Source organism: Flavicella sp. IMCC45537, assembly GCF_057197705.1.
In genome coordinates this window covers 932,786-959,080 of record NZ_CM170067.1, presented here as the reverse complement: position 1 = coordinate 959,080, position 26,295 = coordinate 932,786, and the positions used below count along the sequence as shown (strand labels likewise).

At 33.3% G+C, this 26,295-nt stretch carries 22 protein-coding genes; 14 read left to right on the top strand and 8 right to left on the bottom strand.

Annotated features, from left to right (window positions below):
- Positions 1-85: 85 nt before the first annotated feature.
- Positions 86-1,702 (top strand): sulfatase, encoded by a 1,617-nt coding sequence (locus AC2DGP_RS04475; RefSeq protein ID WP_484491824.1) that lies wholly within the window; start codon positions 86-88, stop codon positions 1,700-1,702.
- Between the two features lie 168 nt (positions 1,703-1,870).
- A complete protein-coding gene (locus AC2DGP_RS04470; protein WP_484491823.1) occupies positions 1,871-2,962 on the top strand; it encodes a T9SS type A sorting domain-containing protein in 1,092 nt (363 codons plus the stop codon).
- Positions 2,963-3,026: 64 nt separating this feature from the next.
- Here AC2DGP_RS04470 and AC2DGP_RS04465 read toward each other — a convergent pair whose 3' ends face one another.
- Positions 3,027-3,719, bottom strand: coding sequence for a pseudouridine synthase (locus AC2DGP_RS04465; RefSeq protein WP_484491822.1), 693 nt, complete (start codon positions 3,717-3,719; stop codon positions 3,027-3,029).
- 124 nt (positions 3,720-3,843) lie between these two features.
- Between AC2DGP_RS04465 and AC2DGP_RS04460 the strand changes: the two genes are divergently transcribed.
- The 4 genes from AC2DGP_RS04460 to AC2DGP_RS04445 all read left to right on the top strand — a co-directional run bounded on the left by AC2DGP_RS04460 (position 3,844) and on the right by AC2DGP_RS04445 (position 9,575).
- On the top strand, positions 3,844-4,494 hold the full coding sequence (locus tag AC2DGP_RS04460) for a DsbA family oxidoreductase (RefSeq protein WP_484491821.1): 651 nt from the start codon (positions 3,844-3,846) through the stop codon (positions 4,492-4,494).
- 454 nt (positions 4,495-4,948) lie between these two features.
- On the top strand, positions 4,949-8,086 hold the full coding sequence (locus AC2DGP_RS04455; protein WP_484491820.1) for a chondroitinase-B domain-containing protein: 3,138 nt from the start codon (positions 4,949-4,951) through the stop codon (positions 8,084-8,086).
- Between the two features lie 3 nt (positions 8,087-8,089).
- Positions 8,090-8,776 (top strand): hypothetical protein, encoded by a 687-nt coding sequence (locus tag AC2DGP_RS04450; protein ID WP_484491819.1) that lies wholly within the window; start codon positions 8,090-8,092, stop codon positions 8,774-8,776.
- Positions 8,777-8,912: 136 nt separating this feature from the next.
- Positions 8,913-9,575, top strand: a complete 663-nt coding sequence (locus AC2DGP_RS04445; RefSeq protein WP_484491818.1) for a methyltransferase — start codon at positions 8,913-8,915, stop codon at positions 9,573-9,575.
- A gap of 3 nt (positions 9,576-9,578) precedes the next feature.
- Here the strand turns inward: AC2DGP_RS04445 and AC2DGP_RS04440 are convergent, their stop codons facing one another.
- Complete coding sequence (locus AC2DGP_RS04440; RefSeq protein ID WP_484491817.1) at positions 9,579-10,898, bottom strand: hypothetical protein; 1,320 nt, start codon at positions 10,896-10,898, stop codon at positions 9,579-9,581.
- Between the two features lie 452 nt (positions 10,899-11,350).
- Here AC2DGP_RS04440 and AC2DGP_RS04435 point away from each other — a divergent pair, with 452 nt between their 5' ends.
- The gene (locus tag AC2DGP_RS04435) at positions 11,351-13,813 is read left to right on the top strand and encodes a T9SS type A sorting domain-containing protein (protein ID WP_484491816.1); all 2,463 of its coding nucleotides are present in this window, start codon (positions 11,351-11,353) and stop codon (positions 13,811-13,813) included.
- Positions 13,814-13,900: 87 nt separating this feature from the next.
- Here the strand turns inward: AC2DGP_RS04435 and AC2DGP_RS04430 are convergent, their stop codons facing one another.
- Both AC2DGP_RS04430 and mnmE read right to left on the bottom strand, forming a co-directional pair.
- Complete coding sequence (locus tag AC2DGP_RS04430) at positions 13,901-14,485, bottom strand: pyridoxamine 5'-phosphate oxidase family protein (protein WP_484491815.1); 585 nt, start codon at positions 14,483-14,485, stop codon at positions 13,901-13,903.
- A gap of 10 nt (positions 14,486-14,495) precedes the next feature.
- Positions 14,496-15,887 carry a tRNA uridine-5-carboxymethylaminomethyl(34) synthesis GTPase MnmE gene (gene mnmE, locus AC2DGP_RS04425; RefSeq protein ID WP_484491814.1) on the bottom strand — a complete coding sequence of 464 codons (1,392 nt, stop codon included), beginning with the start codon at positions 15,885-15,887 and terminating at the stop codon, positions 14,496-14,498.
- 169 nt (positions 15,888-16,056) lie between these two features.
- Between mnmE and porQ the strand changes: the two genes are divergently transcribed.
- Both porQ and cmk read left to right on the top strand, forming a co-directional pair.
- Complete coding sequence (gene porQ, locus AC2DGP_RS04420) at positions 16,057-17,070, top strand: type IX secretion system protein PorQ (RefSeq protein WP_484491813.1); 1,014 nt, start codon at positions 16,057-16,059, stop codon at positions 17,068-17,070.
- Between the two features lie 3 nt (positions 17,071-17,073).
- Complete coding sequence (gene cmk, locus AC2DGP_RS04415) at positions 17,074-17,772, top strand: (d)CMP kinase (RefSeq protein ID WP_484491812.1); 699 nt, start codon at positions 17,074-17,076, stop codon at positions 17,770-17,772.
- Here the strand turns inward: cmk and AC2DGP_RS04410 are convergent, their stop codons facing one another.
- Entirely contained in the window at positions 17,773-18,084 is a 312-nt protein-coding gene (locus AC2DGP_RS04410; RefSeq protein WP_484491811.1) for a YbaB/EbfC family nucleoid-associated protein, read from the bottom strand.
- Between the two features lie 132 nt (positions 18,085-18,216).
- Between AC2DGP_RS04410 and AC2DGP_RS04405 the strand changes: the two genes are divergently transcribed.
- Both AC2DGP_RS04405 and AC2DGP_RS04400 read left to right on the top strand, forming a co-directional pair.
- A complete protein-coding gene (locus AC2DGP_RS04405) occupies positions 18,217-20,313 on the top strand; it encodes a S9 family peptidase (protein WP_484491810.1) in 2,097 nt (698 codons plus the stop codon).
- Position 20,314: 1 nt separating this feature from the next.
- On the top strand, positions 20,315-20,926 hold the full coding sequence (locus AC2DGP_RS04400; RefSeq protein ID WP_484491809.1) for an alpha-ketoglutarate-dependent dioxygenase AlkB family protein: 612 nt from the start codon (positions 20,315-20,317) through the stop codon (positions 20,924-20,926).
- A gap of 242 nt (positions 20,927-21,168) precedes the next feature.
- Here the strand turns inward: AC2DGP_RS04400 and fumC are convergent, their stop codons facing one another.
- Positions 21,169-22,566 carry a class II fumarate hydratase gene (gene fumC / locus AC2DGP_RS04395; RefSeq protein WP_484491808.1) on the bottom strand — a complete coding sequence of 466 codons (1,398 nt, stop codon included), beginning with the start codon at positions 22,564-22,566 and terminating at the stop codon, positions 21,169-21,171.
- 241 nt (positions 22,567-22,807) lie between these two features.
- On the opposite strand from fumC, the gene AC2DGP_RS04390 reads away from it, so the two are divergent.
- Positions 22,808-22,969 (top strand): hypothetical protein, encoded by a 162-nt coding sequence (locus tag AC2DGP_RS04390; protein WP_484491807.1) that lies wholly within the window; start codon positions 22,808-22,810, stop codon positions 22,967-22,969.
- Positions 22,970-23,080: 111 nt separating this feature from the next.
- Positions 23,081-23,557, top strand: coding sequence for a hypothetical protein (locus AC2DGP_RS04385; RefSeq protein ID WP_484491806.1), 477 nt, complete (start codon positions 23,081-23,083; stop codon positions 23,555-23,557).
- Here the strand turns inward: AC2DGP_RS04385 and AC2DGP_RS04380 are convergent.
- Together AC2DGP_RS04380 and AC2DGP_RS04375 are read right to left on the bottom strand one after the other, a co-directional pair.
- A complete protein-coding gene (locus AC2DGP_RS04380; RefSeq protein WP_484491805.1) occupies positions 23,554-24,225 on the bottom strand; it encodes an HAD family hydrolase in 672 nt (223 codons plus the stop codon). The two genes, AC2DGP_RS04385 and AC2DGP_RS04380, sit on opposite strands and share 4 nt — an antisense overlap.
- Positions 24,215-25,519 (bottom strand): D-arabinono-1,4-lactone oxidase, encoded by a 1,305-nt coding sequence (locus AC2DGP_RS04375; protein WP_484491804.1) that lies wholly within the window; start codon positions 25,517-25,519, stop codon positions 24,215-24,217. The genes AC2DGP_RS04380 and AC2DGP_RS04375 overlap by 11 nt, the downstream gene beginning before the upstream one ends.
- Positions 25,520-25,664: 145 nt before the next feature.
- Between AC2DGP_RS04375 and AC2DGP_RS04370 the strand changes: the two genes are divergently transcribed.
- Entirely contained in the window at positions 25,665-26,279 is a 615-nt protein-coding gene (locus tag AC2DGP_RS04370) for a transmembrane-type terpene cyclase (RefSeq protein ID WP_484491803.1), read from the top strand.
- The last annotated feature ends 16 nt before the right edge of the window (positions 26,280-26,295 follow it).

Sequence of the window (26,295 nt, the reverse complement as noted above, 5' to 3'; positions counted from 1 at the left end):
GTCTTTGGTAATTTTTCACCAAATTTAACTCCTCTAAGTGTTTATTTTTGTTACAAAACTATTATTTTTTAGATCATAATTGAATATGAAAAAATTACTTTATTTGGTGGTATTGTGCTCAATCTTCCTTGGGTATTCACAAAAACAAAAGAAAAATGTTTTATTTATTGCTGTAGATGACCTTAAAACAGAGCTTGGATGTTATGGTTCTAATGTGGTGAAATCTCCAAATATAGACAAGTTAGCTGAAAGTGGAATTATGTTTTCTAGAGCATATTGTCAGCAGGCAATTTGCGGTCCTTCAAGAGCAAGTATTATGACAGGTGCACGACCGGAAACGATTAATGTAACAGATTTATTTCAAGATTTTAGAGCAAATGTTCCGAGCATTGTTACGATTCCTCAGCATTTTAAAGAAAATGGGTACGAAACAGTTTATACCGGAAAAGTTTTTCATGGTAAATATACAGATGATGAAATGTCGTGGTCTAGAAAAGCAGTAAAGCCACAACGAAGTGCAGACGCTCCTGAAACGAAAGGAGGATATGCTTTGAAAGAAAGTCAAGATATGTATGTGGCGAATAAAATAGCTCTAGAAAAACGATATGGAGCCAAGGTAATTAGAGAAAATTGGTTAGCGAAGGGACCAGTAACCGAATGTGCGGATGTACCTGATGATACTTACGAAGATGGTTATAATACAAAAGCAGCAATTGCTACGTTGCATGAATTGGTTAAAAATGAAAAACCATGGTTTTTAGGTTTAGGATTTAAGAAACCACATTTAGATTGGATTGCTCCAAAGAAGTATTGGGACATGTATGATAGAAATTTAATTCCTTTGGCAAATCATTCGAATGCTCCAATAAATGGTGCTGCTATTGGCTTATCTGAGTCTATGGAGGTTCGTGTTGCAGCAGACATGCCAAAAACAGAAGAGTTTTCAGAAGATTTGCAGAAAAAGTTAAGACATGGCTATTATGCATGTACTAGCTACATTGATACTCAGATTGGGATGATGATAGAAGCCTTAAAAGAATCCGGTCAATATGAAAACACCATCATTGTATTATGGTCTGATCATGGTTTTAATTTAGGAGAAATGGGATATTGGGGGAAAGCTACAAATTATGAAGTTGCAACCAAAGTTCCATTTATTATTGTAGCTCCGGAGGTATCGAAGAAAGTTAAGGGTCAAAAATCGGAGGCGCTTGTAGAGTTAGTTGATGTTTTCCCAACACTTTGCGACTTGGCAGCTTTGGATAAACCCGAACATCTAGAGGGAACTAGTTTGGTTCCTTTATTGAAAAACCCAACAAAAAAATGGCGTGAAAACGCGTATAGTATATTTCCTACACCAGCATTAAGAGAGTGGGCGGCGCGTCCTTTTACTCCTCCTTTCAGAACTGCATTTTATGCTCCTTTAATTGTAAAGATAGAGGATAGAATTTCTGTTCAAATGGGAGATAAGTGGGATAGGAAAACATTTGAGGAGTTCGTAATGGGATATGCCATGCGTACAGATAGGTATAGAACTATTGTTTGGAAAGATCGAAGAAAACCAAAGGAAGAACCTTTATTTATTGAATTATATGATCATTTAGAGGACCCTAATGAAACTAAAAATATTGAAGCTGAAAATTCCGAGTTGGTCTCAAAACTGTTGCGAAAAATGGAAAAGGTTGGCTGGCTAGGGAAGTAATAGGTTTGTATAGTTATCTTTAAGTTGATTGAGAAGTTTAAAATAATGATTACAAATGTTAAGGATTATTTTTTTTTTTTGTTTAAAAGTATTTTTGTTAATTTAGAAGATGTTTTTTTGAGTAAATATCAGTTTACTCTATAAGTTTAATTTAAAATATTTTTAAGTATGAAGAAAACACTACTTTTTATTTCAATTTTATTCACTGTATCCTTAGCTTTTTCACAAACAACTAGTTGGCTGACAAGACCTGCTGATAATGCTAATTTAGGTTTAGGTGATCCGCTAACTTTAGAGGTTACTTTTGATGCTGGTGATGATGGAATGGATCCTTTAACGGAATATGTTGTGGGGGGCGCAACTTTAGGGACATTTCAATACAGTTTACAAACAAGAACCGGAGCAGGAACAGTAGAGGATCCATATGAAACTTCATGGGTATCTGGTATTGGAGAATCGGCGACAGTAGGTGCTCATTCTGGAACTTCTACATTAAATTGGACGGTTCCTAATGCAACGTTATCAGCTGATTTACCTGCAGGAACAACCTATGTTTTAAAAGTTGTAATGCAAAATAGTAATAATGCATGGGCATCTGGGGCCGAAGATTTCCCTGTAGTTTTAGTTGCTGGTGCAGTTGCTCCATCATCAGCCTGGGGATCAAGACCTACAGATAATGCAGTTTTGAATATTGGAGAAGATTTAAATTTATCCGCAACATACGATGCAGGTAATTCCTCAGGAGGTGTTGAATATACCATAGGAGGTGCACAATCTATGAATTTACAGTTTTCAATTTCTGAAAAGACTGGAAATGTATATACTTGGAAGGCTGGTAAAAATGACACAACAACTAATTTAACTCATTCTGGAACTTCTACAGTTTCTTGGACAGTACCGGATATTACCTTGTCGGCGGACTTACCATCAGGAACGACACATGTTTTAAGAGTTGGTTATCAAAATGATCAAAACACTTGGGCGAGCGGAGCAGCAGAAATACCTATTACAATAGAAGCTGCTGTAGCGAATGTAGTGGATGAAGATAAAGAGAAAGTGACAATTTACCCTAACCCAACAACTGGCGAAATTTTGTTTAAGGGGCTGTCAAATGTTGAAATTGTATCGATTTTGGATGTTACAGGAAAAATTATTGGAAGTTTTCAACTCGATGAGAAAATAGATATATCTGACCTTCCAGCTGGCGTTTATACTTTACAAAGTGACAGTGGATTGAACCGACAGGTAATAAAAATATAGTATAATAACCTGATAAACCAGATCTATAAAGTGATACTTATAAAAAAGTATCACTTTTTTTATCTCAGAATTTTCTAATTTGATTTAGAATTTTATTCCAATTATCCGGACATGCTTTTTTTATTTGAATTGATTCGTGAGTAAATGGATGATTGAAAGATAAGGTTTTTGCATGCAGAAACATTGCCTCATTATGGAATTCATTTTCAAACATACGATTGTGAAAGCGATCTCCGTACTTTGCGTCTCCAATAAGTGGATGACTTATTTTATTCATATGGATTCTTAATTGATGTAATCTGCCTGTTTTGGGGGTTAATTCAACAAGGCTGTAACGGGATTTCTCATAAGGTCCAACTTTGATTGGTATTTCAAATGTTTCTTTTCTTACAAAATAGGTAAGCGCATCTTTATGTGTATTTGCATCTCTTCCTTTAACAGGACTGTCAATTTTACCAGCTTCGGGAATAAAGCCTCTAACGAGTCCTATATAATTTTTTTCAATTTGATTATTATGAAAAAGAGCTTGAAATTTTGAGACAAATTCCTTTTGTTTTGAAAATAAAATGATCCCAGAAGTTTTTCTATCTAATCGATGAACTGGATAATATTTATGCTTCAACTGGGTTTGTAGAAGTTGGACCATAGATTTTTCTTCTAATTGATTATTCGCCATTGTAGAATGATGAACCAACATATTATTAGGTTTATGAATTGCGATGCAATAGGCGTCTTCATAAATAATTTCTAAAACCATATTGAGTAAAAATTTGTTGTTTTTTTAGGAAAAACTCAAAAATAAACTAAATTTAAATGTTAGAGATTGTTGTAAGAAAAAGATTGGCAGTCCGACATATCTAATCCTAGATAGAAAGAATATTATGAAAGAAAAGTTAAAGATAGATATAGTTTCTGATGTTGTTTGCCCTTGGTGTACCGTTGGCTATAAGCGTTTAGAAAAAGCAATAGAAGAATTAGGTGTTCAAGATAAAATTGAAATAGAATGGCAACCATTTGAATTGAATCCAAACATGCCATTAGAAGGACAAGATTTAAATGAACATTTAACTGAAAAATATGGATCTTCGGAAGAGCAGCTGGAAGCATCAAAAAATATGTTGGTAGAAGCAGGTGAGGATTTAGGATTTAAGTTTGATTATTTTGACGGAATGAAAATTGTAAACACATTTGAAGCCCACGTGCTGTTAGAATATGCAAAAAGGTTTGGGAAACAAACAGCTTTAAAAATGCGTTTGACGACAGCTTATTTTAGTGAAGGAAAAAATGTTTCAAAAAGAGCGGTGTTGGAACAAGCGTTGATAGATGTAGGCTTAGATGCTGCAGATGCTTTAAAACAATTAGATATTGAAGAGAAAAGAAGAGAAGTGTCAGAAGCACAAAATTATTGGAAAGGTTTGGGTGTAAATTCTGTTCCCACTGTTGTATTTGACAGAAGAAGTGCTGTTACAGGTGCACAACCCATTTCAGTATTCAAACAAGTATTACAAGAACAGTTGAAACATAAGGATTAAAAATAATTGATTTGCGTTAACCTTTTCCTATTTAATAAAGTTTGATTTTAGCCAAAAAAAACAGGAGCTTTGATGTTGTAGCAGAGTTGGTTACCTCATTAAAAAAACTTTTAGAGCGAAAGGCCTCTGCAAAACATCTTCGAAATATTAAGGATAGAATGTTTAGGGAAAATAAAAAGTCTCTGCTACGTTCTATCCTTATTATCTTTATAACTATATTATATTGATTAGTAGTTACTTTTTACTTGAAAGCTTGTTTATATAAATAGGAATAAAGGGTATTTCAATTAAGGTTATTTTTTTAAGTACACTGTGGTATGTAATAACAATCAAATTATCTTTCACACAATCAGGTTTTTATTTATTGAAATTTAACATTTGTAAATTTGATTTTTTTTAATACTTTTGGTTACCTAGTTTGGTAAACCATACTGGGTAACCAAAAACCAGTATTATGAAAAAATTATTTGTAAGCAAAAACAATCTTTTATTGCTTATTTTTATTTGTGTATCCTTATCTGTAAAAACACAAAACAAAACCTATGAAATTGATGATCCAGAGGATGTTAGGAATGTATTCTATCAACCAGGAGATGTAATTATTTTAAAAAATGGTACCTATAGTACCGATGAACGAATTCGGTTTCTCGGTTCTGGTACAGCAGAAAATCCGGTTGTATTACGTGCTGAAACACCAGGTGGAGTAATTTTTACAGGAGGACCAAGATTAACAATTGGGGGAGAATCAGATGATGGGATAAATGCCACAGGTGAGTATTTGATAGTTGATGGTTTTCACTGGAAAGGAGGATATGGCGCGAGTAATTTTATTGAGTTTAGGAATGGTTATGATTATGCACACCATAGTACAATTCAAAATTGTGTAATAGATGGATTAGCTGCAGAACCTTCTGAACTTGCTGAAGATTTGGCAGATGGTCAGATAACCAAACATAGATGGATTGTATTGTACGGTACTTATAATACGGTTATCAATTGTTCTTTTATGAATAAAACAACGGCAGGAGCGCTTGTTTTAGCCGAGTATTCTTACAATGCTTTTCCTAATGTGGAGGATGGTGAGGAAGAAGTTAATAATAGTTGCGAATTGGTTGGACATACGATTAGCAACAACTATTTTTTTAATTTTGAAAAAATGGACTCCTCTTTAAGTAATGCCGGGGATAGTGAGACTATTCGAATTGGAACTAGCGAGTACCAAATGGTAAATTCTGGTGCCACGGTCAGTAATAATTATTTTGTTCAAGCCGATGGTGAAAATGAAATAATTACGAATAAAAGTAAAAACAATACTTATTATAATAATACATTTAGAAGATGTAGAGGTTCTTTGGTGTTGCGTCATGGTTCACATGCTACGGTAAATCAAAATTATTTTTTAGGAGAAGATATTGATGGTACTGGGGGAATCAGAATTACAGATAGTGAACACACAATAAGAAATAATTATATTCAAGATTGTATTGCCGTTGAAAATCAAGCAAAGTGGAATAATGGAATTACTTTTATTGGTGGTTCCGCAAACCATGCTGTGGCATGTACATCTACAAATGTTTCCAATGGTTATCAAAAAACAGAAAATATTGATGTTTCTAACAATACTATAATAAACACCAATGCTCCTTTGTTTTATAATACTGACAAAGGTTCGACCGATCCGTTAGGAAACGTTAACGATAATTTAATTTATTTCGAAGACGGTGATTCAAACATTTCAGAAGTCATTTCTGGTGAATATTCCAATTTAGGAACCGCATTAAGTTATTCTGGTAACTTGTTTCAAGGGACAACCTTAGGTGTAAGTAATGCAGGCTTTAGTGAAGATAATGGAATTATAGCAACAGTTAGTGGTGAGATTTTTACGTTTACCAATACCTCTGGAAAAGGGGCAAATATGGGAAGTTACCAACCTACAACAGATGCAATGGTTGGATATAGCATCGGGGCATGTTTTGTCGATTATTCCGGGGCAAACATAACTGATGGTGATTGTACTATCGTAGTTCCTGAGCCTGGTAATTATTTGTCTATCGGAACCATAGATAGTTTTTCAACAGAAGGTGGTAGTAAAAATGTTTCAGTATCTGCGAATGTTCAATGGACAGTGGGTACAGATGATAATTGGCTTTCTGTAGATCCTGGTTCTGGTTCGGAAAATGGAACTGTAACAGTTACGGCATTAGAAAATACTTCTTTTACGGCTAGAAGCGGAATGATAACTTTTTCTGAAGTTCTAGGAGGTGATGATATTGTTAAAACTTTGACTGTATCACAAGGAGCTGCCGACCCTCGATCAAGTTTTACATTGATTAATGATGGAAATGAAGGTGATTTAGTTACCGTAGCATCCGTTTTTCATGAAGAAATAACAGATACTAAAAACAATATAGCAAGCAATAGTTTAGATAAAAGTTTTGAAACTCAGTGGTCTGGTGAAGGGGTACCTGGTGAAATTGTTTATAATTTAGGAGGGGCTTTTGAATTGGGATTAGTTGATTTTGCTACTACTAGTGGTAAAACGTATGAATTTCAAATTTGGGTGTCGTCAACAGGAACAGATTCAGGAGATTTTATCAATGCCTTTTCTGATCAAGGAAATAATTCAGGTAATCTTGTAAGTAATTCAACAGGTGAGTTTGAAAGCTATATTTTAACGAGTCCTATCGTTGATGTAAGATATGTAAAGGTTATTGGGTTTGGGCAGCCAGCCCGACCAAGTGATTGGAATACGATAAAAGAAATTGAGTTTTATAAATCAAAAGAAACTTCAGTGATTGAGGATAGTGATGGAGATGGTATAAAGGATGATATGGATTTGTGCGACAACACTCCTTTAGATACGGAAGTTGATGAAAATGGATGCCCTTTAAGTTTTAGTCTTCCTTCTGATAATTTTACAATAAAGTCTATCGGAGAATCTTGTGAAGATAAACATAATGGAGCTATTGAAATTACTGCAAAAGAAAATTTGGTGTACACCGCATTGTTGGATGGAACTGAGTATGAATTTTTAGGTAAAGAATGCCGGATTGTTGACTTAGAGCCAGGAACCTATGAACTTTGTATAGAAGTAGAAAGTGAAAGTTATTCACAATGTTATACAGTAGAAATAAGTTCAGCTACGCAGATTAATGCTAAAATATCAACAGGTGCTAGCCATTCTAATATTGAAATTATTTCGGGAACAGCACCTTATTCTGTATTTAAAAATGGTGAAACTGTTTTAGTGACTTCTGAAAAGAATATTAGTTTATTTACCCAAGATGGAGATGTACTTGAAATAAATACAAAAAATGAGTGTGAGGGTGTTGTATATGAAAAGATTAATTTATTTCAACAGATAGAAGTATTTCCAAATCCAATTACATCAAATGTATCTATTCGAGTTACTTCTGAAAAAAAATCTTTGTTTGTTGAGGTTTTTAATGCCTTTGGGAAGTTGGTTCACTCTAAAAATGAATCCATAGAAGATAATGTTTTAAAGTTTAGTTTAGGAAATAACCCAAAAGGTGTTTATTACATAAAACTTAACTTAAATGAACCGGTAATTTTAAAAATAATTAAAGAATAAATTATGAAGAATTATATATATAGTTTTTTTGCATTTGTAATTTTAGTGTCTTGTGGTAGTGATTCTACTGAACCAGAAGATGACAAGAATACAGCTCCTAGTGTTCCAAGTTTATTAAGTCCATCGAACAATGAAGTATGTACTGATTTGTCATTAGTTTTTAATTGGAGTCCATCGATTGATAGTGAAGGGGATGCAGTTTCTTATTTGTTTCAAGTGGCTACTGATGTTAATTTCACAAATGTATATCATCAAGAAACAGTTAAGGGTACAAGCAATGAGATTACGCTAACAAAAAATCAAGGTTTTTATTGGCGTGTTAAGTCCATGGACGAGGAAGAAGCTAGTGGTGAGTTTTCATCAATAAATAGTTTCTATACTGAAGCTGATGGGATTGAAAACCATGTTCCTTTTGCAGCCGAACTGATAGCACCAGAGCAGTATAGTTCGTTTACTGCTGGTACCATTAGATTAGAATGGTCAGCAATGGATTTAGACAATGACGCATTGATTTTTGATGTTTATCTGGGGACTTCAAAAGACAATTTAGAAAAAATAGCAATAGATATAAGTGATTCTTTTTTAGAAGTTGTTACCATTTCCGCTGAAAATTATTTTTGGAAAGTAGATGTAATAGATTCAAATGGTGCGAATTCTATTGGACAGGTTTGGAGTTTCGTAACCATGTAATTAGGTTTGAGTTTAGTAAAAAGTATCTATAGTAATATAGATACTTTTTTTATGAATTTTATTTGCTAGGCGCTCTAAGGGGATTTGTTTAGATAGTTTTACATTTGTAAGATAAAAATGCATCATTAATTAAAACATGTCTTTAAAAAGAAATAAAACTCCTTGGCCTACTGATAAGGCAATGGCACAAATTTATAGAAATAAATTGTGGGGTGATAACGGTGATGTATTTTATTCAGGAGAAGGTTCGCACGAAACCAGTATTATTAGTCCTTACCTTAGGGACGTTTCTAAATTTCTAGATTCATTTGAAGAACCAATTTCCGTTTGTGATTTGGGATGTGGTGATTTTAATATAGGAAAACAGCTCGTTCATAAAACAAAGAGATATATAGCAGTAGATATTGTTCCGGAACTAATCGAGCATAATAAATTGAAGTTCCAATCAGAAAAATTAAAGTTTGTCACTTTAGATATTGTAAAGGACGATTTGCCCATGGCAGACTGTTTGATTATTAGACAAGTTTTGCAGCATTTATCGAATGCTGAGGTTATTCGTATTTTACAAAAAATTAAAAAGTATAAATATATCATATTAACAGAACATGTTCCTAACGGTGATTATATTCCTAATTTGGATATCATTTCTGGACAAGGTATTCGAATAAAAAAGAAGAGTGGCTTAGATATTCTAAAGCCACCCTTTGATTTTAAATGTGTTGAAAAAGTTGAATTAGCTTCAATAGCCCTTGGAGAAGGTAGAGGACACATCCAAACTTATTTGTTTTACATGCTGTAATATCTATTCTAGTTCTGTAATGGTGTAGATGCTAACCCCTCTTGTAGAGGCAATTAATAGATTGTTGTCACTGATAGCAACACTATTTACAGATTCTCCTTCAGGTAATTCTACTTTAGAAAATGATGTTTTGAATTGATTTTGTGTAGTATTGTAATCTATTAAAAAGAAACCTGCACCACCAGCAGCAACATAAAAGGTTTTACTTTTATAAACGAAGGAGTTCACCACATGAGATGAATTGTTCACGTTTAATAATTCAGATTTAAGTTGTTGCGTTAAAATAGCTGATTTTTCTAGATTTTCATCGGTTTCGATCTTAAAAACACCAATTCCTTCAGCTCCTAAACTTGCAATTAAATAATCTTTTTGGATGGCATAAATACTATGTTTAGCTTCTACATCTGTATTAGGATAGCTGCCTAACGTAACAGCATGGCTATAAGTCATGATATCAGTTTCTTTTAATATATCATAATAAAAAGCTTTTAAAGAATTATCTATGTTGTTATAAGTCAGGGCAACAAATTTATAATTTTTATCTTCTTCTTCTATAGAGGTGTCAAGTATATACAAACCCTGCGTTTCTCCGGAAGTATGTTCAATAATAGTGTTGTCCTTTTCATTATAAGCAAAAATGATTCCTGAATTACCACCACCAGAACCTGTTATGATTCCATTAACGGTTTTTATATTTCTAAGTTTATTTCCAAAAATTGAATGATATAAAGTTTTTTCTGTTAAACTGAGTTCTTCAGTCTCTTCATTAACTTTAATTTGATACCTACCCAAAAAAGAAGGATGATTTCCTCCATAGTGAACTTCAGCATCAAAACCACCACCAACTAATAAGTGGTTTCTATTGATGAAATCTACGGCGTCAACATCCCTGTCGGGTAGTAGTAAAGTTCCAGCAAGATTCGGAAATTCACCTTCAGGCGCTTCTATAATATCCACCGCACCAGAATAAGGAGCCCCAATTAAACTGTAAGATGCTGCTATTCTTTTATTTTTTACATCCACATGATTGGCATTTAACAAAACGTTTTCACCGGCATGTGTTACATACAATGGATCAACTATGGCATTTAACGTCAATTCAACACTGTTAGCCGAAGCCTCACTTTTTGAGGCTTGATTGCCCACAGGAAGTAGACCTACTTCTTGATTGTAATGAGAAATACGACTGTTGTCCTTGGTTACTTGAATATTGCAATTCTCACAAATTAGATCTTCATTATTTGTGTTGATTGCATCATTTTCTTTGTCACATGATATTACAAACAGTAACAGCGTCCCTAGAATTAGTTTAATCTTTTTCATGATTTTTTAGGTTGATTATGTTAGCAATACTATAAGTTAGTCAATTTTGAGGAGAAAAATTAAGATTTTTTGGTTAAAATATCTTTAACTGTTTTTCTTTTAGCATGTTAAAGTGAACTGTTTGAGTTTTGTGTGTGGTAGAGATTTTGAACTTGAACTAGCTTAATGAACTAGATTTTATTGTATCATTTCTTTATCTGTCGTTAATTTATGAAGAGTAGTTTTATATATGTTGTGTGTTAATCTTTTGTGATTGCTATGTTGATTATACTAAATAAAGAGTGTTAGGACTAGATAAATACTTATACATGATTTTTGAGTTGTCTCAATTTTCTGAAATTCATGTGGTTAGTTTTATACTTAATATATATAAAAGCCGATTTCGACCATTTGTTTTGTTGCGATATTCACTTAAGTATTAGTTTTAAAGCAACTAACCAAAACCAAAATAAATGAAACTTAAACCAAAAAAGGCCTTAGAATTAAGGTTTATTGTATTGTTCTGCTTTTGTTTTAATTACATAAGTTTTGCAAATGAAATTCATGTAGCAAAAACAGGAATAAATGCTAAATCAGGGAGAGGTTCTGAGAACTTACCTTATAAAACAATTAATTATGTTTTTCAACATAGTTTAATCCATTCAGGTGATGTATTGATAGTACATGCTGGGACATATAGAGAAACGGTAACAGCCGATGTTCCTGGGATTACGATAAAGGCTTTCAATAACGACTATGTTGTAATATCTGGTGCTAATTGGTATGCTGGTTCCAGTTGGGATGAAGATAGTTCTCGTCCGGGGGTTTTTAAGATGACCCTTAATAGTAATGAGGTTGAAACAGATTATACCCAATTGTTTGTAAATGGCATTCATCAACAAATTGCGCGTCATCCAAACAATATATCTGACTATCAAACCTATGTATCTGGAACTAATAGGGAAATGTTAGATCCCCTGAATCAGAAAAGTGGATTTGCAGTTTTGTTAAACGCCAGTAAACCAACAGGACAGCATGCAAGATCAAAAGTTACTTTTTCATGGCATGATGGAACACAAAAGATTCCAAATGTTAGTTTTTCTGATGAGGCCATACTAAGAGGGTTTATTGGGAAATTAAGAAATAATATATTTTCCAGTTCCCAAGATGGCGGAGAAATTAGCCGTTCTGGAGATAGACTCGTTGAGTTTAAGGCATATAATACACAAGGAAATGCTTGGGGTGATCAAGCAGCCTATTCAGCGCCAGAAGGATTCGGATATGTAATGGATTTGTCTTTGTTAGATTATCCAGGAGAGTGGTTTTATAAAAGTAAGGCTAATACTATTTACTATATGCCAGAAGGAGGTAGTATGGAAGGCAAAAATTTTGAAATTAAAAAAAGAAAGTTTGCCTTAAAGGTAACTTCAGATGATATTCTGTTAGAAAACATCAATATCAAAGCCGCAACGATGCAAGTGGAAAATGCAAAAAGATTTACAGCTAAAAATTGTTCTTTCACGTATTTATTACCTCATCATTATAGAAGAACCTATGGTGTTTTAAAAGAAGGTATCATGCTTGATAATGCAGATAATACAACCTTTGATACTTGTTATATTGCTCATACATGGGGGAGTGGTATTATTATAGAATCAGGTTCTGATAATACTGTAATTACTAATTGCAGGATTGAGGATATTGGATGGATGGGACAATTTACAATTGCCGTTTATAACAACGGAAATAATACGCAAATGACAAAAAATACTTTTGGTAGATGCGCTCGATTTCATATAAGAACAACGGAATCTGTTTATGCGAAAATTGTTGATAATGATTTTTACGAAGCTATGGCAATGGGAGAGGATGCAGGTTCTATAATGTTTACAAGTACTGGTAAATCAGAACAATTGAATATGCAAGGAACATTGATAGCCTATAACAAGATTCATGATATTTCAGGTATTCCGGCATATGATACAGATCCTATTTATAAAAGACAAAAGGTGGTGGCTTTGTATTTAGAGGATGTAGATAATTACACGGTGCATCATAATTTAATATATAACATTAAAGGAGATACTTATGTTAGTAAAAGGCTACAAAGTAACGGACTTCCGATAGAAACTCAGAGTAAAGGAGATGTGATGTACTTAGGGCCTAGAAATAGAAACCTAACTCGAAAAATGTATTATTACAACAATAGTTGTTGGAACTATGATAATTTTCTAACCTTTTGGCAGCATGATGGTGGTGGTGTCAATGACTTACAATTCAAAAATAATATTATGATGCAAGGCAAAGGATATTTGTTGAGTGCTGGTGCTAATAGTATTTCGGAAACAGATTTATATACATTTACCCAAGAAGCTGCTAAAGCTCCTTTGAACTATACTATTGTTACTGCAAAAAATAAAACAGTGGCTACAGGAGCGGATCATTTTGTAGATGTAGATTTAGGTGATTTAAGATTAAAATCGGGATCGGAATATAATTCAGGTGGAAATGTTGTGGCAGGTATAACGGTAGAGGCGGATCCTGCTATCGGTGCTTGGGAAGGAAAAAATAATTGGTGGAAGGAAAGGGTTTTTAATGCGGGGTCATCTTTGGAAACGACTTTCTTAAAATCTGAAGACAGCAAAAATGATAATGATGCTTTAAGTATTGAGAAGGAAGATTTTCTTAGTAATATTTTAATTTATCCTAACCCGTTTAAAGAAAAAATCTGTATTAGCCTAAACCGCATTGACCTAACAAATGAGGTTTTTATAAGAATGGTGAATATAAATGGCGTTTTGGTTTTTGAAAAAAAATCGATTTTAACGGAAAGTAATGATACAACGATAAGCACAACTCATCTAAGACCGGGGGTCTATTTTATTGAGATCAGTGATGGAAATAATCGCTTACTAAAAAAAATAGTCAAATTATAAGAAAATGAAAAGCCAGCGACAAAAGTCACTGGCTTTTTTTATTTAAATGAATATTTTTTGAGTTTTCAACGAGATGTTTTTTATCACCTAAACCTCAAAAAAGTCTACTGCTTTTTCCTTGTTGCTATCAGTACCCCAATGAATCTTTTTTACTTTTTTTTCTAATTTAGGAACATGTTTAGAGCAGTGTATATATGCCTCATCAATATTTACAATAACCCATTGTTCTATGGGAACCAGAATGTTTTTTGAAAACTCTAATATTTGTTCTTGGTATATTTTTGGAATTTCATAATCTTTATAACTATTGGCTGCACCATTTACATGCAAGCCAACGGTAGAATCAAAAAAATCAACAAACACAATTCCGATATGAGGGTTTTCCGAGATATTTCCTAAACTTGCGAAAACACCGTTTCCTCTGTATTCAGGATAGGCCAATGTTTTGTCATCTAAAATTTTAATGAATCCTTGTTGACCGAACCTAGGAGAGCAATCACAATTGCCATTCGCATCAGAGGTAGCGATAAAAAACATTTCTTGACGATCAATCAAAGCTTTCATTTTATTACTAAGCTGATCTTTCATTTGAGAATCGTAAAATTTTGTCGCTCGTCTACTTGTCCCATGTTGTCTTTGCAACTCTCTTTCTCCCTCAGTTCCCGTATGCATTTGTGTGGTTCTATTTTCCAATACAGAAATTCGCAAAAATATTCCCTAATAATTCGTCATTGGTAACTTCACCAGTAATCAAACCAAAATAGTACAAGGCTTCTCGGATATCTATAGCTAACAAATCGCTAGAAATTCCTAATTGTGTACCTTCATCTACTTTGTTTATTTCATTTAAGGCTTTTAATAATGCATCATAATGACGTGAATTGGTTACAATAGTATCATTATTATTCAAAGCCCCCATATTCACCAATTTGGTCAATTCATTGGTCAAGGTTTCAATACCCGATTTTTCCTTTGCAGAGATACTTATTATTTCAGGTATTTCACTTTCAATATTTGAACGTTCTTTGTCAGTTATCTTATCTGCCTTATTTGCTATAATGATCAACTGCTTTTGTGGATATTTATTTTTAATGACTTCTAATTCAAGTTTCAAAATATCACTCTTGATCTTATATTTCTCTGAGTCAAATAAATAAATCACTACTTGAGCTTGGGTTATTTTCTCAAAGGTTTTTTGAATTCCAATATTTTCAACAACATCTGATGTTTCTCTAATTCCAGCAGTATCAATAAAACGATAGGTAACACCGTCGATTATTATTTCATCTTCTATCGCATCTCTAGTAGTTCCAGCGATATCAGAAACAATGGCTCTCTCTTCGTTTAGTAAAGCGTTTAATAGGGTAGATTTACCAACATTTGGTTCACCAACAATAGCAACTGGAATTCCATTTTTTATAACATTACCTACTGCAAAAGAATCAATCAAACGTTTTAACACCAACTGAATTCTTTCAATTAAAGTTTTAAACTCAGATCTATCCGCAAATTCAACATCTTCTTCTGCAAAATCTAATTCTAATTCTATCAAAGAAGCAAAGTTTAAAAGCTGTTCTCTTAACAACTGTATTTCGTTAGAAAAACCACCTCGCATTTGCTGCATGGCTACTTGATGAGAAGCTTCAGAATCAGAAGAAATCAAATCAGCCACAGCTTCTGCCTGACTTAAATCTAATTTACCATTTAAAAAAGCTCGTAAGGTAAATTCCCCTGCATCAGCCATTCTACAACTTTTTTTTAAGAATAATTGTATTATTTCTTGTTGTATATAAGTAGAACCATGACAAGAAATCTCAATTGTATCTTCACCAGTATACGAATGCGGATTTTTAAATACAGAAACTAATACTTGATCTATAGTCCGAGTTCCATCCATAATATGACCCAAGTGCAACGTATGTGACTTTTGGTCTGTTAATGATTTTTTGTCTTTTATGGATTGAAAATTAGCTGAGACTAATTGGATAGCTTCGGGTCCTGATAAGCGAATAACAGCAATGGCACCAACCCCTGAGGCTGTTGCTAAAGCAATAATGGTATCTTTATGATTCATGTTGCAAAAATAGTTCTTTTTTGAATAAATTAGAGAGATTAAACGAGTCTAAATCCTAGAAATATATATGTATGAATTGAGATTAACTTCAATTATTTTTCTGTGTGGTTTAAAATATTGTAGTATTTTTACGTTCTTGTTTAGTATCTCTATTGATGTTAAATTTTTAATGAAGAAACTACTGTTAACCGTAACTTTTTTATCTTGTCTTTGCTCATACGCTCAAGTAGGTGGGGAAAAGGTATATAGTTTTTTAAACCTTCCTTCATCTGCACGTCAGTTGGGTGTAGGTGGTGCAGCGAATACTATTGAGGGAGATGTTAACATGCCTTTATGGAATCCCGCCATGTTGGATGCTTCTATGAATAATCAATTTGCGGTAAATTACACATCTTATCTTGCTGGTATCTCTTTAGGTTCTGTGAGTTATGCTGCCAATGTAAACGAAAAATTAGGGATGTTTTACGGCGGAGTTCAATACTTAGATTATGGTTCTTTTACAAGGGCCGATGAAGATGGAACCATTACCGGTGAGTTTAAAGCTTATGATTTGGCAATTACTGCTGGATATGCCTATACTTCAAAAGAAAGTAATTTTACTGTGGGGGCAAATATCAAGTTGATCAATTCCTTGATAGATACTTTTTCTTCCTTTGGAATTGCTGCTGATTTTGCAGCACTTTATCGACATTCAAATGAAAGAACATTATTTAGTTTAGTTGTTAGAAATGTTGGGACACAATTAAAATCGTATGATGGAACTTTAGAAGAGTTACCCTTGCAAATAAATTTTGGAATCTCTTCTAAGCTAGAGCATTTACCTTTATTATGGTATGTAAATATTGAAAATCTACAACAATGGAATGTAGCAGTTCCAAACCCTTCAAATGGTGAAATTGACATAGAAGGTGTTTCGAATCCCGAGGAAATTTCTGCGCTAGACAATGCTGTTAGGCATTTGGTAGTAGGGGCTGAGCTATTTCCTGATAAAAAAATTACCATTAGAGGTGGGTATAATTTTAGGCGTGCTAAAGAATTGGCCATAAGCGGCACCAATACTTATGGTGGTTTTTCATATGGATTAGGTTTGAACTTGAAAAGAATTCAATTCAATTATGCAGTAACTAAATTCCATCCAAGTGCCAATTCAAATACCTTTAGTTTGGTGGTTAATTTATTTTAGAATATGAATAATACAAACAGAATTATCATTGCAATAGACGGGTTTTCGTCTACAGGAAAATCTACAGTTGCAAAGGAACTTGCCTCTAAATTAGGCTATATATATGTTGATACTGGTGCCATGTATAGAATGGTTGCTTTATTTGCGGTTGAAAATGGTTGTATAGATGCTAATATAGTTGATGCTGATAAATTGATTGAATTCTTACCACAAATAGAATTGAATTTTGTTTTTAATCCAAAGGTTGGTTTTGCGGAGGCTCATTTAAACGGTGTTAATGTTGAGACAAGAATTAGAACTTTAGAAATTTCTAATTATGTTAGTCGCGTGGCAGCTATTTCTGAAGTACGTAGCAAATTAGTTGAAATACAACAAAATTTGGGGGTAAATAAGGGATTGGTAATGGACGGAAGAGATATTGGTACCGTTGTGTTTCCTGAGGCTGAATTGAAATTATTTATGAATGCTTCTGCAGCTACCAGAGCGCAAAGAAGATATGACGAATTGCTAGCAAAAGGAGAAACTGTTACTTATGAAGCAATTTTAGAAAATGTGACTTCTAGAGACGCTCAAGATACATCGCGTAAAGATTCTCCCTTGGTAAAGGCTAAAGATGCTATTGAAATTGACAATTCTGAGCTTTCCAGAGAAGAACAGTTTCATATGATTTACAATTTAGCTAAAACAGCAATTGAAGCCTAATTAAAAATCGAGGCCATAAGGGAAACTTTGTTGTTTAATCTTCGTTATTTCTGATTCTCTTACATCAGAAGCTTTGCTTAAAGCATTGTTGAGTGCTGTTATAAGATGTTCTTCTAAAACAGTTTTGTCATCCATAACACTGGAATCGATTGCAATATTTACAACCTGTTTGTTACCGGTAATTGTAGCCACTACTAAACCATTTCCAGATTCACCATCAATAAATACGGTTCGTAAATGCTCTTTTTTAGCGACTATTTCTACTTGGGTGAGTTTTAGTTCATTTAATAAACTTGCTGCATCTTTTTCCATATCTGAGGTATTTATATTTCAATTATTGTAACTTGTATTGATACAAGCTAACGATCTATATAAATGTATAAAATAAATTTAGGTTTCGGGTTTTTAAGTCTTATTTTTGTGCTCTCTTGTAATAAAAATAATATGTCAAAAATACCTGCGAAAGCACCTGTAGCTAAGAAGATTCCAACAATATTTGAAATACATGATGATCAACGTGTTGACAATTATCATTGGATGCGTTTGTCTGATGCTCAAAAGAATTCAAAAGAACCAGACGCGCAAACAAAAGATGTTTTAGACTATTTAAATGCGGAGAATGATTTTTTAGAAGCTGCGTTAAAACATACTGAAGATTTTCAGAAGGATTTATTTGAGGAAATGAAAGGCAGAATTAAAGAAGATGATGCTTCAGTTCCCTATAAAAAGAATGGATATTTTTATATTACAAGATTTGAAAAAGGGAAACAATATCCAATTTATACAAGAAAAAAAGAACGTCTAGATGCAAAGGAAGAGTTGTTGTTTGATGTGAATCAAATGGCAGAAGGTTATGATTATTATACGCTAGGAGGATTGTCCATAAGTCCGGATAATACAAAAGCGGCTTTTGCTGTTGACACCGTAAGTAGACGTCAGTACATTATTTATGTAAAGGACCTGATTACTGGAGAAATTTTAGAAGATAAAATAGAAAATACTACAGGAGGCGCCGTATGGGCAAATGACAGTGCTACCTTTTTTTATACAGAAAAAGATCCAGAGACATTAAGAAGCACGAAAATTAAAAGACATTTAGTTGGGACCAAAACAGATGATGATGCATTAGTTTTTGAAGAAAAAGATGAAACTTTTGGTACATATGTAACCAAATCTAAATCGCAAAAATATTTATTGATAGGATCTTATAGTACGTTGTCCACGGAATATCAGTTATTAGAAGCTGATAATCCAACAGGGGAATTCAGGTTGTTTCAAGCTAGAGAGCGTAATTTAGAATATAGCATTGCACATTATGAGGATCATTTTTATGTTTTGACCAATAAGGATAAGGCCACCAATTTTAAATTAATGAAAACTCCGGTTTCTCATACAGAAAAGGAAAATTGGGTGGATTTAATTCCACATAGAAAAGATGTACTGCTTGAAGATATTTCAATATTTAAAAATCACTTGGTTTTAGAAGAAAGATCAAATGGTTTGAATTTGATTAGAATTAAAAAATGGGATGGATCAGAAGATTATTATTTACCTTTTGGAGAAGAAACCTATTCTGCTTATGTATACGCAAATCCTGAATTTGATACTGAGGTTATCCGCTATGGTTATAATTCAATGACTACACCTAGTTCTGTTATCGATTTTAATATGGTAGATCAATCCAAAGAAATAAAAAAGGAACAAGAGGTGTTAGGAGGTACTTTTGACAAAGAGAATTATACATCCAAGCGTGTTTGGGTGACCGCCAGAGATGGTAAAAAAGTAGCCATTTCTTTGGTTCATAGAAAAGATACTGAGTTGAATGAAAACACGCCTTTTTTGCAATATGCTTATGGCTCTTATGGCCATACAATAGATGCAAGTTTTAGTACTACACGCTTAAGTTTGTTAGATAGAGGATTTGTATATGGAATTGCGCATATCAGAGGAAGCGAATACTTGGGAAGAGATTGGTATGAAGATGGAAAGTTATTGCGTAAAATGAATACGTTTACAGACTTTATAGATTGCAGTAAATTCTTGATTGAAAACAAGTATACTTCTGCTAAGCATTTATATGCTATGGGTGGCTCTGCTGGTGGTTTGTTGATGGGAGCTGTAATTAATATGAATCCTGAATTGTACAATGGGGTTCTTGCTGCTGTGCCTTTTGTAGATGTGATTTCTACCATGTTAGATGAATCGATTCCTTTAACAACTGGTGAGTTTGACGAGTGGGGGAATCCAAAAAACAAGGAGTATTATGATTATATCAAAGAATATTCTCCGTATGATAATGTAGTTGCTCAAGTGTATCCAAATTTATTAATTACAACTGGTTTACATGATTCTCAAGTGCAGTATTGGGAACCGGCAAAATGGATTGCTAAATTACGTGACTATTCAACTGGTACGAATAAATTGCTGATGCATACGGATATGGAAACAGGACATGGAGGTGCCTCAGGTAGGTTTGATGCTTTGAAAGAAACAGCTAGAGATTATACTTTTATATTGGATTTGGAAGGGAAATTAGAATAAAATGGATTTATTTAATTCAGATATTCATACAAATCAATTACCATATGATGGGGACGTAATATATTACGGCCCCATTTTTTCATTGCAAAAGGCACAGGAATATTTTGATGTTTTATATAATAACATTGCCTGGAAGAAGGATACTTCTATTATGTTTGGAAAATTGATCACAACGGATAGAAAAGTGGCGCTCTATGCAGAAGAAAAATTAAGTTATACATATGGGAGGATTAAAAAGACGACACTGCCTTGGACTTCAGAATTGTTGGTGTTGAAAGATTTGATAGAGGAGAAAACAGGGGAGACTTACAATTCTTGCTTGTTGAATTTATACCATAACGGAAATGAAGGAATTGGATGGCATACGGATGCTGAAAAGGAATTAAAAGAGAGTGGAGCCATCGCTTCCTTGAGTTTTGGTGCAGAACGTAATTTTGTATTCAAACATAAGGATTCAAAGCAGAAAGTAAGCATTCTTCTTCAGAAATCGGGACTCTTAGTAATGAAAGGAGAAACTCAAAAACATTGGTTGCACAGTTTGCCAAAAACAACTAAAATTTCAACCCCACGTATCAATTTGACATTTAGAACTATTCATAATCTAGGAGAGTAAAACTTTTAATTTTATTGATTTAATTCTAGCTGAGTGAGAATGGGTAACAATTGTCACTTCGAGTGATTTAGAAGAATGAGAAATCGTATCGAGAAGTGCATATCACTGTTCTCGATACAAAATTATTCTCCACTATGTTTTGATTTATTTAACTAGAACGGACAGAACGTATTTTAAAATTATTTAAACAAAAAAAGGTGCTAAAATAATGTAGCACCTTTTCTTTTCGTTTTATTCAAGGATTATTTCATCGCTCCAATCATGTCTTCCGGTTTTACCCATTCGTCATATTCAGCCTCTGTAACATAACCTAACCTTACAGCTTCTACTTTCAACGTTGTTCCGTTTGCATGTGCAGTATTTGCAATTTCAGCAGCTTTGTAATATCCAATTTTAGTATTTAAAGCAGTAACCAACATCAAAGAATTGTTCAATAATTTTTCAATTACTGGGTAGTTTGGTTCAATACCTACAGCGCAATTTACATCAAATGACACACAAGCATCACCAATCAAACGTGCAGATTCAATTAAGTTTTTAGCCATTACTGGTTTAAAAACATTCAATTCATAGTGTCCTTGTAGACCACCAACACCAATAGCAACATCGTTACCCATAACTTGCGCAGCGACCATTGTGATTGCCTCACATTGAGTTGGGTTAACTTTTCCAGGCATAATTGAAGAACCTGGTTCATTAGCTGGAATAATCAATTCTCCAATACCTGAACGTGGTCCTGATGCCATCAATCGGATATCATTTGCAATTTTATTCAATGAAACAGCAATTTGTTTCAACGCACCATGTGTTTCTACAATGGCATCATGTGCTGCCAAAGCTTCAAATTTATTCTCAGCAGTTATAAATGGTAAACCTGTGAATTCCGCAATTTTTTCAGCAACTAGAACATCATAACCAGCAGGGGTATTCAATCCTGTACCAACAGCAGTACCTCCTAAGGCCAATTCAGCTAAATGAGCTAAAGTATTGTCTAAGGCTTTTAAACCATGATCTAATTGAGAAACATAACCAGAAAATTCTTGTCCGATTGTCAAAGGAGTTGCATCCATTAAGTGTGTACGACCAATTTTTACAACATCTTTAAAGGCTTCCGATTTAGCTTGAAGTGTATCTCTTAATTGTTTCACTCCTGGAATTGTTGTTTCTACAACAACTTTGTAAGCAGCAATATGCATTCCAGTAGGGAAAGTATCGTTTGATGATTGTGATTTATTTACATCATCATTTGGTTGAATAACTTTTTCACCTTCACCAATCACTCTACCTGCAAGCTCTTGTGCTCTATTAGCTATCACTTCATTTGAGTTCATGTTTGATTGCGTACCAGATCCTGTTTGCCAAACTACTAAAGGGAATTGATCATCGTGTTTACCAGCTAATATTTCATCACATGCTGTTGAAATCAAATCTCTTTTGTCTTCTGCTAAAACTCCTAATTCACAGTTAGCATGTGCGGCAGCTTTTTTCAAATAAGCAAATCCGTAAACAACCTCTAAGGGCATACTTCCTGCAGGACCAATTTTAAAGTTATTTCTTGAACGTTCTGTTTGAGCACCCCAATATTTATCGGCAGGGACTTTTACCTCTCCCATGGTGTCTTTTTCAATTCTATATTTCATAATGATACTATTTTATTTCTAGTCAATTAGGCTTTGGTAAGGCCTTTTATTTGTCCTCAAAAATGTTTTTTTGAAGCTTCACAAATATAAGGAATCAGAAGGTTTTTACCTTGTGATTTAGGGAGTTTTTAAAGATGTTTTACTCTTTTATTAACCCTTAAAAATAACCTAAAAAAAAATGGTAATACTTTGAAAAAAATACTATTTTTGCTGCATATTTATAATTACAGATAAAATTATTATGGACGTTTCTCAATATTTAGGATTTTTATTATTTCTTTTTGTATTCACAGCTGGATTTTGGTTGTTGATATTTTTGTTGACATTTGTAGTTCCTTACTGGATTGGTGGAACTTTGTTAGAAAATTTAACAATGAAAAAAGAGGAAAAATCTAAAAAGTAGATTGTTCTTAAATTATATAGAAGGGATTGCATTTTTTGCAGTCCCTTTTTTTATGTAAAAGATTTGTACTTTAGTGCGTATTTTAATAAAAATCGTTTTATAAAACCTTCTATGAAAGCAGCTTCTTTAAAAGAGTTAAAAGTTGAATTATCGCATGCTAGCCATGAGCAACTTTTACAGTTGTGCTTGCATTTAGCAAAATTTAAAAAGGAGAACAAAGAATTGTTGACTTATCTTTTGCTAGAGTCAGAAAGTGAAGAAGGATATATAGAAACAGTAAAAGAGGAAGTAGATCTTTTGTTTGAAACAATCAATACGAAGAGTTATTTTTATATGAAAAAAACGATTCGTAAAATTTTAAGAACTATCAAAACCAACATCCGTTATTCTAAGAAAAAAACAACGGATATTGAACTGATTTTATACTTCTGTACAAAGTTAAAAGTGGTAAAACCCTCAATTCAACATAGTACAGTGCTCAAAAACCTATATGATAGAGAGTTAGCTTCAGTAGAGAAAAAGATCAAACAAGTGCATGAAGACTTACAGTTTGAATATTTAGAAGAGCTAAATCAATTAAAATTTTAAGCTTGGTGTTTTAAAAAGTGATATGCTTCTAATAAAGTAGGAAAACAAAATACACTACCTGCTTGAGTCATTTTTTCTTTAGAATTCATAGTTAAAATTCCAATAGGTAACATACCTGCTTCTTTTGCCGATTGTGTGCCTGTAATACTATCTTCAAAAACCCAGGTGGTTTTGTAATTTTCTTTTGGAATACGCAAAGCCTTAGCTAAAGTAATATACGCTTCAGGATCAGGTTTCGGTTTTTTATAATCTTCAAGTCCAAAGCAGGTGATAAAACCAAGGTTTAATTGAGAAACACTGTTTTTAACGAAGGCTCTTGTTGCATTGCTAGCGATACCATGTGGTATACTTTTCTTTGCTAAAAACTCTTGAATTTCTTTTACTCCAGGAAGTAAATCTGGCGGAGTAGTACTTCTGTGCAAACAGTCTCCTTTTTTTAGAAAAAGCTCGGATGCTTTTTCTGGAAACCCAGCTTCATCACAAAAGTGCTGTGCAATAATATGTGGTGATTTTCCAGAGAGTTTGTCATGTGGAAAATGAGTGATTTCTTTAGAGAATAAATTTTTATGTGCAGTATTCCAAGCTCTAAAATGACTTTGAAAACTATCAACAATAACGCCATCAAAATCGAACAATACGCCTGTAGGGAACTCTAAATTATTTTTCATTAAAAATCGTTTTTAAATAGCTATTTAAGAATTTGTTTGTTGGGTCAAGTTCTTGACGTAATTTTTTAAAATCATTCCATTTTGGATACAAAGTATCAAGTTCTTTGTCCTTTGCTTTAAATCTTTTTCCCCAATGCGGTCTGCCACCATGTTTGATGAAAATATTTTCTACTGTTTTAAAAGCTTCATAGCTATCAGCTGTTTTTGCATTTCTCGAAACACATCCTACTGTAACTGTATCTTGACCGTAGGCATAGCTTAACCAAGAATTGTCTTTTTTAACAAATCTAACATCCATTGGTATATGGATAAAGGCTTTATTACCCCAATTATTAATCACATGTTTGAGTTCATTGAAAACTTTAGGGAAATTATCAATACCTATAGTCCACTCGGCTAATTCTAGTGTAGACCCTCTAGATTTTGTTACCGTAGCCTCATATAAACTTCCTTTGTGTTCTTTTTTACTGTTAAAAAAAGCATAAGCTAAAATTTTATTAGCTATGGAAGTAAGCCAGGGTAAAATGTGCGTATATTTATAAAGAATTTTTGATACGTCTCTTCTGTATTTTAAGTAGGAAGGCCCGTTATTAATAGTGACAGATTGATTTTCTGGAATTTTATCGCCAGTTATAACATATCCTTTGCCTGTATGAGGCATCCATAGTACTCTTAAAAAATCAAATTGATCGATTTTTTGTTTTAAATTATCCATCCAAACAGCATCCTTTTCAGGTCCTTCTTTTATGTGTAAGGTGAATTTTTCTTGACATCTAAAAGTAACTGTTGAGAAAACACCAAGTGCACCAATAGAAACCCTTAAAGCATCCATCAACTCATCATTTTTATTCACTTCTTTTATACTACCATCAGCTAAAACCAAACGAATATTTTCTACGTAACTGGCAAGCAATTGTCCGCTTGTTCCATGTGTACCTGTTGCCAATGCACCTCCAACAGTTACAGTATTGATATCTGGTAGACAGGGGATACACCAGTCTTTTGCTTCAATAGCTTCAATTAAGTCAACAAGTTTGATTCCAGATTGTACTGTAATTAGTCGTTCTGTATCGTTGTAAGAAATTATTTTATTATATCCTCTAATATCAATTAAAGCGTCTACACCTGCTGAAATATCTGCGGAAGACTGCTTGTTTCCAAAAGATCTTACTTTTTTTGATTTTCTTATAATTTCTTGTAGTTCTTCTTCGGTGACTACTTCATATAGTCTGTTGTAGTCGTGCTGAATATTTTCGTTCCAGCTAACCCACACGCCGTTTTTTAATTTATTCATTTTATGGAGAGATTGTAATAGGATGCAAAGATAAAAAACGTTTAATTAAAAATATATAACATTAAACAGAATTAATGTTATTTATCATGATTGTTTTGATTTTGTTTAAGTGCAGAGTTTTATATTTACAGCAAAAATAATTGCAATGGAAGAAATATTAAAACTCATAAGTGGAGTTTGTTGGTCTACCGTATATGTAGTAATGATTTACCAAGGCTTTAAAATTAAATCTTATGGAATGCCTTTTGTGGCTCTGGGTTTAAATATTGGGTGGGAATTTTTATACAGCTTTCATAACTTTAACTGGGAGTCGGTTAGTTTGCAAAGAGGAATTAATATTTTCTGGTTTTTATTGGACTTAGTGATAGTATATCAGTATTTTAAATATGGAAGGAAACATTTTTCTGAAAAAATTAAACCTTTATTTTTTATTCCGTGGTCGCTTTTAATTTTAGTGAGTTGTTTTATTATTCAATTTGCGTTTTTAAAAGAGTTTCCAGGTGGGCAAGGGGCTAAGTATGCTGCATTTTTGCAAAATCTAATCATGTCGATATTGTTTATTGATATGTTGCTGAAACGAGTTGATTCGAAAGAATTTTCTATGACTGTGGCTGTAGCTAAGTTTGTGGGAACCTTGGCGCCAACAATTTTATTTGGGCTGGAAAATTCATTTATTTTAACCATAGGAATATTATGTGCCGTTTTTGACATACTTTATATTTACCTAGTATTTGGTAGGAGAACAAAAAAAATAGCTTAACATATTGTGTTAAGCT

Coding starts and splice junctions, on each gene's coding strand:
- AC2DGP_RS04475 (WP_484491824.1), top strand. CDS start 86: ATGAAAAAATTACTTTATTTGGTGGTATTGTGCTCAATCTTCCTTGGG.
- AC2DGP_RS04470 (WP_484491823.1), top strand. CDS start 1,871: ATGAAGAAAACACTACTTTTTATTTCAATTTTATTCACTGTATCCTTA.
- AC2DGP_RS04465 (WP_484491822.1), bottom strand. CDS start 3,719: ATGGTTTTAGAAATTATTTATGAAGACGCCTATTGCATCGCAATTCAT.
- AC2DGP_RS04460 (WP_484491821.1), top strand. CDS start 3,844: ATGAAAGAAAAGTTAAAGATAGATATAGTTTCTGATGTTGTTTGCCCT.
- AC2DGP_RS04455 (WP_484491820.1), top strand. CDS start 4,949: ATGAAAAAATTATTTGTAAGCAAAAACAATCTTTTATTGCTTATTTTT.
- AC2DGP_RS04450 (WP_484491819.1), top strand. CDS start 8,090: ATGAAGAATTATATATATAGTTTTTTTGCATTTGTAATTTTAGTGTCT.
- AC2DGP_RS04445 (WP_484491818.1), top strand. CDS start 8,913: ATGTCTTTAAAAAGAAATAAAACTCCTTGGCCTACTGATAAGGCAATG.
- AC2DGP_RS04440 (WP_484491817.1), bottom strand. CDS start 10,898: ATGAAAAAGATTAAACTAATTCTAGGGACGCTGTTACTGTTTGTAATA.
- AC2DGP_RS04435 (WP_484491816.1), top strand. CDS start 11,351: ATGAAACTTAAACCAAAAAAGGCCTTAGAATTAAGGTTTATTGTATTG.
- AC2DGP_RS04430 (WP_484491815.1), bottom strand. CDS start 14,485: ATGCATACGGGAACTGAGGGAGAAAGAGAGTTGCAAAGACAACATGGG.
- mnmE (WP_484491814.1), bottom strand. CDS start 15,887: ATGAATCATAAAGATACCATTATTGCTTTAGCAACAGCCTCAGGGGTT.
- porQ (WP_484491813.1), top strand. CDS start 16,057: ATGAAGAAACTACTGTTAACCGTAACTTTTTTATCTTGTCTTTGCTCA.
- cmk (WP_484491812.1), top strand. CDS start 17,074: ATGAATAATACAAACAGAATTATCATTGCAATAGACGGGTTTTCGTCT.
- AC2DGP_RS04410 (WP_484491811.1), bottom strand. CDS start 18,084: ATGGAAAAAGATGCAGCAAGTTTATTAAATGAACTAAAACTCACCCAA.
- AC2DGP_RS04405 (WP_484491810.1), top strand. CDS start 18,217: ATGTCAAAAATACCTGCGAAAGCACCTGTAGCTAAGAAGATTCCAACA.
- AC2DGP_RS04400 (WP_484491809.1), top strand. CDS start 20,315: ATGGATTTATTTAATTCAGATATTCATACAAATCAATTACCATATGAT.
- fumC (WP_484491808.1), bottom strand. CDS start 22,566: ATGAAATATAGAATTGAAAAAGACACCATGGGAGAGGTAAAAGTCCCT.
- AC2DGP_RS04390 (WP_484491807.1), top strand. CDS start 22,808: ATGGACGTTTCTCAATATTTAGGATTTTTATTATTTCTTTTTGTATTC.
- AC2DGP_RS04385 (WP_484491806.1), top strand. CDS start 23,081: ATGAAAGCAGCTTCTTTAAAAGAGTTAAAAGTTGAATTATCGCATGCT.
- AC2DGP_RS04380 (WP_484491805.1), bottom strand. CDS start 24,225: ATGAAAAATAATTTAGAGTTCCCTACAGGCGTATTGTTCGATTTTGAT.
- AC2DGP_RS04375 (WP_484491804.1), bottom strand. CDS start 25,519: ATGAATAAATTAAAAAACGGCGTGTGGGTTAGCTGGAACGAAAATATT.
- AC2DGP_RS04370 (WP_484491803.1), top strand. CDS start 25,665: ATGGAAGAAATATTAAAACTCATAAGTGGAGTTTGTTGGTCTACCGTA.